This is a genomic window from Pseudarthrobacter sp. LT1 (assembly GCF_035621795.1).
GTDB lineage: Bacteria > Actinomycetota > Actinomycetes > Actinomycetales > Micrococcaceae > Arthrobacter.
In genome coordinates this window covers 4,193,083-4,204,841 of the sequence record NZ_CP141830.1, presented here as the reverse complement: position 1 = coordinate 4,204,841, position 11,759 = coordinate 4,193,083, and the positions used below count along the sequence as shown (strand labels likewise).

Here is an 11,759-nt window from a genome sequence, read left to right as displayed (position 1 = left end):
TCCGGCGCGCTTGTACGGAAGTATTCCACGTCACATGCCCGGGGCGTTCGACGGCGGCGCACCCGTTGCTTCCCCGGAGCGGGGAGGCCGATGGTCGGGTACGGTTCCTCCCGGAACCCAACCACTATCTTTAAGCTTTACGCACCGCACCAACCAACGAATGATTGGACAGCCATGACCCGTACCTACACCATCGATTCGATTCCCGGTGATGGCATCGGCGTGGACGTCACCGAGGTGGCCATGGGGTGCGTGGATGCTGTGGCCGGGCTGCATGGCTTCGCCGTCAACTGGCGTGTCCGTGACTGGAACAGCGACCTCTACGTCAAAACCGGCCGGATGATGCCCGTTGACGGCATCGAGCAGCTCGCCAGCGGCGACGGGATCTACTTGGGAGCGGTGGGCACCCCCGACGTCCCCGACGACGTGACGTTGTGGGGACTGCTGATTCCCATCCGCCGGGAGTTCGACCAGTACGTCAACCTTCGCCCCATGAAGCTGCTGCCCGGGGTCAAGGGAGCGATGCCGGGCCTCGAGGACCTGGACATCGTGGTGGTCCGGGAAAACGTTGAAGGCGAGTACTCGCAGATCGGCGGCCGCTTCGGTGCGGGGACGGACGCTGAATTCGCCGTCCAGGAGAGCGTCTTCACCAAAGCCGGCATCAGCAGGGTGGCCCGCTACGCGGCAGAGGCCGCAACGAAACGCGGCGGCATCCTGGTCTCTGCCACCAAATCCAACGGCATCATCCACACCATGCCGTTCTGGGACGAAGTGGTGGCCCGGACGGTGGAACAGTTCCCCGGCGTCACGGTGGACAAGGTGCTCATCGATGCGCTCGCGGCCCGGCTGGTCATGAAGCCCACCAGCGTCCGGACCATCGTCGCATCCAACCTGTTCGGAGATATCCTGTCCGACCTCGTGGCCGGAGTGGCCGGTTCCATCGGCATCGCCCCGAGTGCAAACCTGAACCCCGAGCGCCGGCACCCGTCGATGTTCGAGCCCGTCCACGGTTCCGCCCCGGACATCGCCGGCAAGGGCATCGCCAACCCCGTCGGCGCCCTCTGGGCTGCGGCCATGATGCTGGACCATTTGGGCGAGGCGGCGGCCGCCCAGTCCCTTACCGGTGCTTTCGAATCAGCGCTGGCAGGCGGCATCGCCACACCGGACCTGGGCGGTTCGGCCACCACGCTGGAATTCGCGCAGGAGGTGCGGGCCCGGCTGCGCTAGCCGCTCCTGGACACGACGGCTAGAGCACGTTCCGGATGGCCTGCTCGAAACTGGTGACGTGCTCCAGGGCGAGCTTGCCGGCCCGGTCCGCGTCGCCGTCGGCCACTGCCTCCAGCAGTTCAACGTGCTCGGCAATGTGGGATGCAACGGACGGTACCTTTTCCAGCACCATGCACCAGATGCGCGTGGCCAGGTTGTCGTAGCGGATCAGGACGTCCTCGAGGTGCGCGTTGGCTGCGGCCCGGTAGATCAGCCGGTGGACCTTGATGTCGTACCGCATGAGGTCGTAGGGATCATCGTCATCGCCCATGGTGGAAATCGCTGCCGCGGTCTCCCGGATTTCCGCCCGCAGCGCGGGCGTTGCCAGCTTGGCGGCGCGGCGTGCGGCCAAGGGTTCCAGGGATTCGCGCAGCTCTGAGACGTCTGCCAGTTCAGTGATGTCGACGATGGTGGCGAAGGTTCCGCGCCGGGGATAGGACACCACCAGGTGGTCACTTTCCAGCCGCTTGAGGGCTTCCCGGACCGGCGTCCGGCCGATCCCGAGCTCGGCGGCCAGCTTGCCGTCGTTGATCGCCTCGCCCGGCCGGATGTCCAGCATGATGAGCCGGTCCCGCAGGTGCCGGTAGGCCTGTTCGGAGAGTGAGAGGTCCCCGTCGCCGGCCAGGTGGTTCTCTAATGTGACGCTCATTTCGAGCCTTCCCAGGAGTGCTATTGACGTCCAAGTGATCTGGAACATACTATTACGACAGTTCTAATATATCAGTTACAGATCAGTTATAGGTCAGTAACTTCCAAGGGTTCATAAGGAGAACAATGCAGGACGTACTGAACGCCTCGCTTGCCACGGTCGACGCCGACGTCGCCGCCGCTGTGGCACAGGAACTGCACCGCCAGCAGTCCACCCTGGAAATGATTGCGTCGGAGAATTTCGCTCCGACCTCCGTCATGGAGGCCCAGGGCTCGGTGCTCACCAACAAGTACGCCGAGGGATACCCGGGCAAGCGCTACTACGGTGGCTGCGAGCACGTGGACGTCATCGAGCAGCTGGCCATCGACCGCGTGAAGGCACTCTTCGGCGCCGAGTTCGCCAACGTGCAGCCGCACTCAGGCGCCCAGGCCAATGCCGCCGCCATGTTCGCCCTGCTGAACCCGGGCGACACCATCCTGGGGCTCTCCCTGGCGCACGGCGGACACCTCACGCACGGCATGAAGATCAACTTCTCCGGCAAGCTCTACAACGTGGTTCCCTACCACGTCCGCGAGGAAGACCTCCGGATCGATATGGCCGAGGTGGAAGCCCTGGCCCTGGAGCACAAGCCCAAGCTGATCGTGGCCGGCTGGTCCGCCTACTCCCGCCAGCTGGACTTCGCCGAATTCCGCCGCATCGCCGACCTCGTGGGTGCCTACCTCATGGTGGACATGGCGCACTTCGCCGGACTCGTCGCCGCCGGCCTGCACCCCAACCCCGTCCCGTACGCGGACGTGGTCACCACCACCACCCACAAGACCCTGGGCGGTCCGCGCGGCGGCGTCATCCTGGCCAAGGAGGAATACGCCAAGAAGATCAACAGCGCGGTGTTCCCGGGCCAGCAGGGTGGTCCGCTGGAGCACGTTGTGGCAGCAAAGGCCGTGGCATTCAAGCTCGCTGCCGCCCCCGAATTCAAGGAACGCCAGGAGCGGGTGCTGCAGGGCGCCAAGCTGCTGGCCGAGCGCCTCCTCAAGGACGACGTCGCAGCCGCGGGCATTTCCGTGGTCAACGGCGGCACCGACGTCCACCTGGTCCTGGTTGACCTCCGCAACTCCGAACTCGACGGCCAGCAGGGTGAGGACGCGCTCCACCAGATCGGCATCACGGTCAACCGCAACGCCGTCCCCTTCGACCCCCGCCCGCCGATGGTCTCCTCCGGCCTCCGGATCGGCACCCCCGCCCTGGCCGCCCGCGGCTTTGGCGCCGCCGAGTTCACCGAGGTTGCGGACATCATCGCGACAGCGCTGATTGCCTCCGCCGGCACGGGCACCCTCCCCGGGGACACCGCCGTCGAACTCCGGGAACGCGTAACGGCCCTGGCCGGCAAGTTCCCCCTCTACCCGCACCTTTCCGCCGACGCCAACCTGGCCGGCATCGAGGCAGACCTGATTGGAGCCGCCCAGTGAGCACCCAGCACCTTCCGGAGCACCCGGACTTCCTCTGGCGGAACCCGGAACCCAAGTCCTCCTACGACGCCGTGATCGTCGGCGGCGGCGGGCACGGCCTGGCCACCGCCTACTTCCTGGCCAAGAACCACGGGATGACCAACATCGCCGTCCTGGAAAAGGGCTGGCTCGCCGGTGGCAACATGGCCCGCAACACCACCATCATCCGCTCCAACTACCTCTGGGATGAGAGCGCGGCCATCTACGAGCACGCCCTCAAGCTCTGGGAAATCCTGCCCGAGGAACTCGAGTACGACTTCCTGTTCAGCCAGCGCGGCGTGATGAACCTGGCCCACACCCTGGGCGACGTGCGCGAAAGCATGCGCCGCGTGGGTGCCAACAAGCTCAACGGCGTGGACGCCGAATGGCTTGACCCGCAGCAGGTCAAGGAACTCTGCCCCATCCTGAACATCCGCGACAACATCCGCTACCCCGTGATGGGCGCCACCTACCAGCCCCGCGCCGGCATCGCCAAGCACGACCACGTGGCGTGGGCCTTCGCCCGCAAGTGCGACGAAATGGGCGTGGACATCATCCAGAACTGCGAGGTGACCGGCTTCCTCAAGGACGGCGACCGCGTGGTGGGCGTCAAGACCAACCGCGGCACCATCAACACCGAAAAGGTGGGCCTCTGCGCCGCAGGCCACAGCTCGGTCCTGGCTGAAATGGCGGGCTTCCAGCTCCCCATCCAGTCCCACCCGCTGCAGGCCCTGGTCTCCGAACTGCACGAGCCCGTCCACCCCACGGTGGTCATGTCCAACCACGTGCACGTCTACGTCTCCCAGGCGCACAAGGGCGAACTGGTCATGGGCGCCGGCGTGGACTCCTACAACGGCTACGGCCAGCGCGGCTCCTTCCACGTGATCGAGCAGCAGATGGCGGCCGCCGTCGAACTCTTCCCCATCTTCGCCAGGGCCCACGTGCTCCGGACCTGGGGCGGCATCGTGGACACGACCCTGGACGCCTCGCCGATCGTGGGCACCACTCCGGTGGAGAACATGTTCGTGAACTGCGGCTGGGGAACCGGCGGATTCAAGGGCACCCCCGCCGCAGGCATGACCTTCGCGCACACCATCGCCACCGGCGCCCCGCACAAGCTGAACGCGCCGTTCTCGCTGGAACGCTTCGAAACCGGCGCCCTCATCGACGAACACGGCGCCGCCGCCGTGGCCCACTAGCCGCCGCCACCAGAAAAGGACTAACGCACATGCTGCTGATCCCATGCCCCAACTGCGGCCCGCGGGACGAAACCGAATTCCACTACGGGGGACAGGCCCACGTCCCGTACCCCGAGAACCCCAACGAGCTGAGCGACACGGAGTGGTCCCGCTACCTCTTCTACCGCGAGAACCCCAAAGGCATCTTCGCCGAGCGCTGGGTCCACAGCACCGGCTGCCGCCAGTGGTTCAACATGCTCCGCGACACCGTGAGCTACGACATCAAGGCTGTCTACCCGATGGGGGCGAAGCGGCCCGACCGCTCCCCGGACGGCGCACCCGAAACCGGGACCGCCAGCACCGGCCCTGACAGCACCACCACGGGAAGTGCCGCACCCAGCACCTCCACCACGAGCATCCTCAGCACCACCGCCCCGGAAGGAGCGACCAAGTGACTTCCCAGAACGCCCGCCTGGCTACCGGCGGCCGCATCGACCGCACCATCTCCTGGCGCTTCACCGTGGACGGCGAGGAGTTCACCGGCCACCCGGGTGACACCCTGGCCTCGGCGCTGCTGGCCAACGGCCGCATCGCCGCCGGTAACTCCCTCTACGAGGACCGTCCCCGCGGCATCATGTCCGCCGGGGTGGAGGAGGCCAACGCCCTGGTCCGCGTGGAAGCCCGCTTCCCCGGCCACGTGGCCGAATCCATGCTCCCCGCCACCACCGTTTCCCTGGTGGACGGACTCCAGGCCACCCTGCTCAACGGCCTGGGCAAGCTGGACCCGGAGGACGACCGCGCCGAGTACGACAAGAAGTACGTCCACACCGACGTCCTGGTCATCGGCGGCGGCCCCGCCGGGCTCGCCGCAGCCCGCGAGGCTGTCCGCACCGGCGCCAGGGTCATGCTGCTCGATGACCAGCCCGAACTCGGCGGCTCGCTGCTCTCCGGTTCCACGGCTCCGGGCCTTGCCGAGACCATCGAAGGAAAGCCCGCCCTGGAATGGGTGGCCGACGTCGAAGCCGAGCTGGTATCCGGCGCCGAGTCCACGGTCTTGAACCGCACCACCGCGTTCGGCGCCTACGACGCGAACTACGTCATCGCCGTCCAGAACCGCACCGACCACCTCACGAGCCCCGCCGCCCCCGGTGTCTCCCGCCAGCGGATTTGGCACATCCGTGCCAGCCAGGTGGTCGTCGCCCCGGGCGCCCATGAACGCCCCCTGGTGTTCGAGAACAACGACCGCCCCGGCATCATGCTCGCCTCCGCCGTGCGCAGCTACCTGAACCGCTACGGCGTGGCCGCCGGCAAGCGGGTGGTCATCAGCACCACCAATGACAGCGCCTACGCCGTCGCGGCCGACCTCGCCGCCGCCGGCGTCAAGGTCGCCGCCGTGGTGGACGCCCGTCCGGCCCTGACCGCAGCGGCGACTGCCGCCGTCGAATCCGGGATCCGGGTGCTGATCGGCAGCGCGGTGGCCAACACCTCCGCCGGCGCCGACGGCCGCTTGGACGGCGTGACCGTCCGCAGCATAAACGACGACGGCGAACTCACCTCCGGCGTCGAGCAGATCGCAGCTGACCTGCTGGCTGTGTCCGGCGGCTGGAGCCCGCTGGTCCACCTGCACTCCCAGCGCCAGGGCAAGCTGCGCTGGGACGAGGAGCTGGCAGCCTTCGTGCCCAGCACCGAGGTCCCCGCCCAGCAGACCATTGGCGCCGGCCGCGGCTCCTTCGCCACCGAAGACTGCGTCGCGGAGGGCATCTCCGCCGGCGCGAAGGCGGCCATCGCCGCAGGCTTCGAATCCGCCGTCGAACCCTCCGCGTTCGGCGACCCGAAGGCCTCCGCCCCCACCCGCCAGCTGTGGCTGGTGCCGGGCGAGAACGGCACCCCGGACGACTGGCACCACCACTTCGTGGACTTCCAGCGCGACCAGTCCGTGGCGGACGTCCTCCGCTCCACCGGAGCCGGCATGCGCTCCGTGGAACATATCAAGCGGTACACCTCCATCAGCACCGCCAACGACCAGGGCAAGACCTCCGGCGTCAACGCCATCGGCGTCATCGCCGCGGCCCTGCGCACCGCCGGCGAAGCCTCCCGCGGCATCGGCGACATCGGCACCACCACCTACCGCGCCCCCTTCACCCCGGTGGCCTTCGCGGCACTGGCCGGACGCCAGCGCGGGGAACTGTTCGACCCCGCCCGCGTCACATCGATCCACCCCTGGCACGTGGCCAAGGGCGCGCTGTTCGAGGACGTTGGACAGTGGAAGCGGCCCTGGTACTACCCGCAGGCCGGGGAGGACATGGATGCTGCCGTGCTGCGCGAATGCGCCGCCGTCCGCGAATCCGTGGGCTTCATGGACGCCACCACGCTGGGCAAGATCGAAATCCGCGGCAAGGACGCGGGGGAGTTCCTGAACCGGATGTACACCAACGCGTTCAAGAAGCTCGCCCCGGGTTCGGCACGCTACGGCGTCATGTGCACCCCGGACGGAATGATCTTCGACGACGGCGTGACCCTCCGCGTCGACGACGAGACCTACTTCATGACCACCACCACCGGCGGTGCCGCCAAGGTGCTGGACTGGCTGGAGGAATGGCTGCAGACCGAGTGGCCGGAACTGGACGTGCAGTGCACCTCCGTGACGGAACAGTGGAGCACCATCGCCGTCGTCGGACCCAAGTCCCGTGAGGTCATCGCCAAGGTGGCACCCGAACTGGCTGCCAACGGCGGCCTGGACGCGGAGGCCTTCCCGTTCATGACCTTCCGCGAAACCACCCTCGCCTCCGGCGTACGCGCCCGGATCTGCAGGATTTCGTTCTCCGGTGAACTCGCCTACGAGATCAATGTGCCGGCCTGGTACGGGCTGAACACGTGGGAATCCGTTGCTGCCGCCGGGGCCGAGTTCAACATCACCCCCTACGGCACCGAAACCATGCACGTGCTGCGCGCCGAAAAGGGCTACCCGATCGTCGGGCAGGACACCGACGGCACCGTCACCCCACAGGACGCCGGCATGGAATGGATCGTCTCCAAGGCCAAGGACTTCATCGGCAAGCGCTCCTACACCCGGTCGGACGCCCAGCGTGAGGACCGCAAGCACCTGGTCAGCGTCCTCCCCGTGGACGGCACGCTGCGGCTGCCCGAAGGCACCCAGTTGGTGGAAAAGGGACGCTCGACCAACCCCGCCTACGGCCCCGTGCCGATGGAAGGGTTCGTCACCTCCAGCTACCACAGCGCAGCGCTGGGCAGGTCGTTCGGCCTGGCCCTGATCAAGAACGGACGCAACCGCATCGGCGAAACGCTGGTGGCAGCCGCCGGCGACCAGCTGGTGGACGTGGTTGTCGCAGAAACAGTGCTTTTTGACTCTGAAGGGACCCGTAAAGATGGCTGAAACAGCAGCATCCCCGACCTCCGCTAAGACCAACGCCGAGAAGAACCTCGCCGCCCGCGTCAGCCCGGCGCGTCAGCTGGCGGAAGAATTCGCGGCCGGCTCCCTGGCAGGCACCGTTGAAATCGCCGAGGTGCCCTTCCTGACCATGGTGGGCCTCCGGGCCCTCGCAGGATCCGCCGCGGCGGAGCGCCTGGCCGGTGTCACCGGCGGACTCCCCGCCGGCTCAGGCGCCGTGGCAGGCAGCGGCGACGTGTCCGTCCTGTGGCTCGGCCCCGCCGAGTTCCTGGTGGTTGCACCTACCGAGGCGCACGAATCCCTGGGCGGGGACCTCATCCCCGCGCTCCGGGACGCGCTGGGCGGTGACGCGGGCCAGGTGGTGGACCTGTCCGCCAACCGGACCACGTTCGAACTGACGGGCCCCCGGGCGCGCGCCGTCCTGGAAAAGGGCTGCTCGCTGGACCTGCACCCGCGGGTCTTCAAGGCCGGCACCGCCTTCTCCACGGAAATCGCGAACATCCCTGCCGTCCTGTGGAAGACCGGTGACGAGTCCTTCCGGATCTTCCCCCGCGCTTCCTTCGCCGAGTTCCTGGGCCGGTGGCTGCTGGACGCCATGCGGGAGTACGCCTCGCCAGAGGTCCCCTGATGGCGCTCAGCGTCCTTGACCTCTTTTCCGTCGGCATCGGGCCCTCGTCGTCACACACGGTGGGCCCGATGCGGGCGGCCAAGCTGTTCGCCGACGGGCTGAAGGGCGACGGCCAGCTGGCCGCCACCGCCCGGGTGCAGACCGAACTGTTTGGCTCCCTCGGCGCCACCGGCCGCGGGCACGGCTCGGACAAGGCAGTGGTCCTGGGGCTGAAGGGCCTGGACCCGGAAACCGTGGATACCTTCACCGCCGACGACCAGGTGGCAGCCGCCGCGCTGGACGCCGAACTCCACATCGCGGGGGCGCACCGGGTGGACTTCAACTGGGAAGAGGACGTGGTGCTCCACCGGCGCAAGTCCCTCCCGGCGCATCCGAACGGCATGACCTTCCGCGCGCTGGACCACACAGGTGCCGTCCTGAGCGAGCGGAGCTTCTACTCGATCGGCGGCGGCTTCGTGGTGGACGGCGACGCCGAGGGCGGGGACAAAGTGGTGCCGGATGACACCGTGCTGCCCTACCCGTTCTCCACGGCGGACGAACTCCTGCAGATCTGCAGCCGCGAAGGCATGTCCATCTCCGACGTCATGCTGGCCAACGAACTCACCTGGCGCAGCGAAGCGGAACTCCGCGAGCAGCTGCTGGGGCTGTGGGCCGTCATGCGCGAATGCGTGGAGAACGGCTGCAACGCCGAAGGCATCCTGCCCGGAGGCCTGAACGTCACCCGCCGGGCGCCCGCCCTGTTCCGCACCCTGACGGCCTCGGCGGCCACCGCCGAAGCCGCGGCAGCGTCGCCGTCGCCCGTCCAGGCGCCGGCGGATCCGCTGCTGGCGATGGAATGGGTGAACCTCTTCGCGCTGGCCGTGAACGAGGAGAACGCCGCCGGCGGGCGGATCGTCACCGCCCCCACCAACGGGGCCGCGGGCATCGTGCCGGCCGTCCTGCACTACTACGTGAAGTTTGTTCCGGGAGCCGACGACGACGGTGTGGTCCGCTTCCTGCTGGCGGCGGCCGCCGTCGGAATCCTGTTCAAAACCAACGCCTCCATCTCCGGCGCCGAAGTGGGCTGCCAGGGCGAGGTGGGCTCCGCCTGCTCGATGGCTGCGGCCGGGCTCTGCGAAGTGCTCGGTGGAACCCCCGCGCAGGTGGAGAACGCCGCCGAGGTGGGCATCGAGCACAACCTGGGCCTGACCTGCGACCCCGTGGGCGGCCTGGTGCAGATCCCCTGCATCGAGCGGAATGCGATCGCCAGCGTGAAGGCGATCAACGCGGCCCGGCTGGCCCTGCACGGGGACGGCAGCCACAAGGTCTCGCTGGACAAGGCGATCAAGACCATGCGTGACACCGGAGCCGACATGAAAACCAAGTACAAGGAAACCTCCCGAGGAGGCCTCGCCGTGAATGTGATCGAGTGCTGAGCCATGACTGTTACTGAAACCCATATCCCCACATCAAAAGCGCCCACCACCGTGGAACACGTCCTGACCCTGGACTGCCCCGAGGGGCCTGGCATTGTGCACGCCGTCTCCGGGTTCCTGCTGGAGCACGGCTGCGACATCATCGACAACAAGCAGTTCGGTGAGCGCTCCGAAGGCCACTTCTTCATGCGCGTGCACTTCGTCTCCGAAGGCGATGAGTCCACGCTGGACGTTTTGCGGTCTTCGTTCGCCCCGGTGGCCGAAAAGTTCGGCATGCGCTGGCAGCTGGAACGCCACGGGTCAAAGCGCAAGGTGCTGATCATGGTGTCCAAGTTCGGGCACTGCCTCAACGACCTGCTCTTCCGCGCCCGCATCGGCGAATTGCCCGTGGACGTGGTGGCCGTGGTGTCCAACCACCGGGACCACCAGGCGCTGGTGGAGTGGCACGGCATCCCCTTCCACCACATCCCGGTCACGGCGGAGACCAAGCCCTCAGCGGAAGCTGCGCTGATGGAACTGGTGGACGGGCTCGACGTCGAACTCGTGGTGCTGGCCCGCTACATGCAGGTGCTCAGCGACGACCTGACCCGCCAGCTGGACGGCCGGGCCATCAACATCCACCACTCGTTCCTGCCCAGCTTCAAGGGTGCCAAGCCGTACCACCAGGCCTATGCCCGCGGCGTCAAGACTGTGGGCGCTACCGCGCACTACGTCAACGCCGAGCTGGATGAGGGACCCATCATCTCCCAGCAGGTGGTGGACGTGGACCACACGTACGGGCCCGAGGACCTGGTGGCCGCCGGCCGCGACACGGAATGCAAGGCCCTCTCCAACGCCGTGAAGTGGCACTGCGAAGGCCGCGTCATCCTGCAGGGCAACCGCACTGTGGTGCTCCGCTAGCGGTTCTCAACTAAACACTGTCAGCGCGGCTGGCTGCCTTCCGGGCAGCTGGCCGCGCTTTCGTTTGCCCGGAGGGTTCTAGCCGCTCTGTGCTCCCCGCCGCAGGAGAACCGCCTGGTGCACTTCCTCCAGGGCGGCAGCGATCTCCTCCCGCCCCACGCCCGCGAGGTACTGCAGCACCAGTCCATCCAGCGCGGCGAACAGTGAGCGGGCCACCACGTGGACGTCACCCTGGACGCCGAAAGCCTCAAGCCCCTCCGACAGCGCGCCAACGTAGCTCTCGTACAGCCTGGCTACCGGCCCCGCCAGCTCCGGGCGGCGCCGGGCCTCGAGGATCATCTCGTACTGGAACACCTGCAGCTCCGGATCTTCAAGCAGCAGTTCCAGCAGCGCCTCCGTGAAAGTCCCGCCGTTTTCGGCTGCTTCCCGCAGCCGTGACGCGCCGATGGACTGCTCCGATGACCACAGGAGCGCTGCCTCGATCAGGGCGTCCCGGGTCCCGAAATGGTGGGCGACCAGGCTGTTGTTGACGCCCGCCGCCTCCGACACCGCACGGTATGTGAGTCCGCGCAGGCCCTTCTGCGCCACCACATCCACCGCGGCCCGAAGCAGGGCTTCGCGGCCCTTGCCATATCTGGGCGCGGCGGGACGGTCAGGGGAAGCGGTCATAGCCCGATTCTAGCCAGCCGCCGCCGGACAAAAAGCAGCCCTTGACTTAAAACTAAGCAATTGCTTAGATTGCTTCCATGTGGTGATGCCCGTCACAGGGCCCGCCGCCATTCCACACATCTCCCGCGGCGAGACCGTTCCCCGCCGCCCCTTCCCCTCTG

General features: G+C 67.5%; 10 protein-coding genes. 8 read left to right on the top strand and 2 right to left on the bottom strand.

Annotated elements, in window-relative coordinates:
- The first annotated feature begins 174 nt into the window (after nt 1–174).
- The gene (locus tag VIK36_RS19795; protein ID WP_324643330.1) at nt 175–1,227 is read left to right on the top strand and encodes a tartrate dehydrogenase; all 1,053 of its coding nucleotides are present in this window, start codon (nt 175–177) and stop codon (nt 1,225–1,227) included.
- 19 nt (nt 1,228–1,246) lie between these two features.
- Here the strand turns inward: VIK36_RS19795 and VIK36_RS19790 are convergent, their stop codons facing one another.
- Nucleotides 1,247–1,915, bottom strand: coding sequence for a GntR family transcriptional regulator (locus tag VIK36_RS19790; protein WP_159630237.1), 669 nt, complete (start codon nt 1,913–1,915; stop codon nt 1,247–1,249).
- Nucleotides 1,916–2,040: 125 nt separating this feature from the next.
- On the opposite strand from VIK36_RS19790, the gene glyA reads away from it, so the two are divergent.
- From glyA to purU, 7 genes are read left to right on the top strand one after another with little or no spacing between them, the layout of a single operon-like run.
- Nucleotides 2,041–3,381 (top strand): serine hydroxymethyltransferase, encoded by a 1,341-nt coding sequence (glyA, locus tag VIK36_RS19785; protein WP_324643329.1) that lies wholly within the window; start codon nt 2,041–2,043, stop codon nt 3,379–3,381.
- The gene (locus tag VIK36_RS19780) at nt 3,378–4,598 is read left to right on the top strand and encodes a sarcosine oxidase subunit beta family protein (protein WP_255173507.1); all 1,221 of its coding nucleotides are present in this window, start codon (nt 3,378–3,380) and stop codon (nt 4,596–4,598) included. Before glyA ends, VIK36_RS19780 begins: the two co-directional genes overlap by 4 nt.
- A 29-nt stretch (nt 4,599–4,627) precedes the next feature.
- Nucleotides 4,628–5,032, top strand: a complete 405-nt coding sequence (locus tag VIK36_RS19775; protein WP_142070553.1) for a sarcosine oxidase subunit delta — start codon at nt 4,628–4,630, stop codon at nt 5,030–5,032.
- Entirely contained in the window at nt 5,029–7,971 is a 2,943-nt protein-coding gene (locus VIK36_RS19770; protein WP_324643328.1) for a 2Fe-2S iron-sulfur cluster-binding protein, read from the top strand. The genes VIK36_RS19775 and VIK36_RS19770 overlap by 4 nt, the downstream gene beginning before the upstream one ends.
- A complete protein-coding gene (locus VIK36_RS19765) occupies nt 7,964–8,614 on the top strand; it encodes a sarcosine oxidase subunit gamma (protein WP_324643327.1) in 651 nt (216 codons plus the stop codon). Before VIK36_RS19770 ends, VIK36_RS19765 begins: the two co-directional genes overlap by 8 nt.
- Entirely contained in the window at nt 8,614–10,029 is a 1,416-nt protein-coding gene (locus VIK36_RS19760; protein WP_255173504.1) for an L-serine ammonia-lyase, read from the top strand. Before VIK36_RS19765 ends, VIK36_RS19760 begins: the two co-directional genes overlap by 1 nt.
- Before the next feature lie 3 nt (nt 10,030–10,032).
- Entirely contained in the window at nt 10,033–10,929 is an 897-nt protein-coding gene (gene purU, locus VIK36_RS19755) for a formyltetrahydrofolate deformylase (protein WP_324643325.1), read from the top strand.
- A 78-nt stretch (nt 10,930–11,007) separates the two neighbouring features.
- On the opposite strand, the gene VIK36_RS19750 is transcribed toward purU, so the two are convergent.
- The gene (locus tag VIK36_RS19750; protein WP_324643324.1) at nt 11,008–11,598 is read right to left on the bottom strand and encodes a TetR/AcrR family transcriptional regulator; all 591 of its coding nucleotides are present in this window, start codon (nt 11,596–11,598) and stop codon (nt 11,008–11,010) included.
- Nucleotides 11,599–11,759 lie beyond the last annotated feature (161 nt).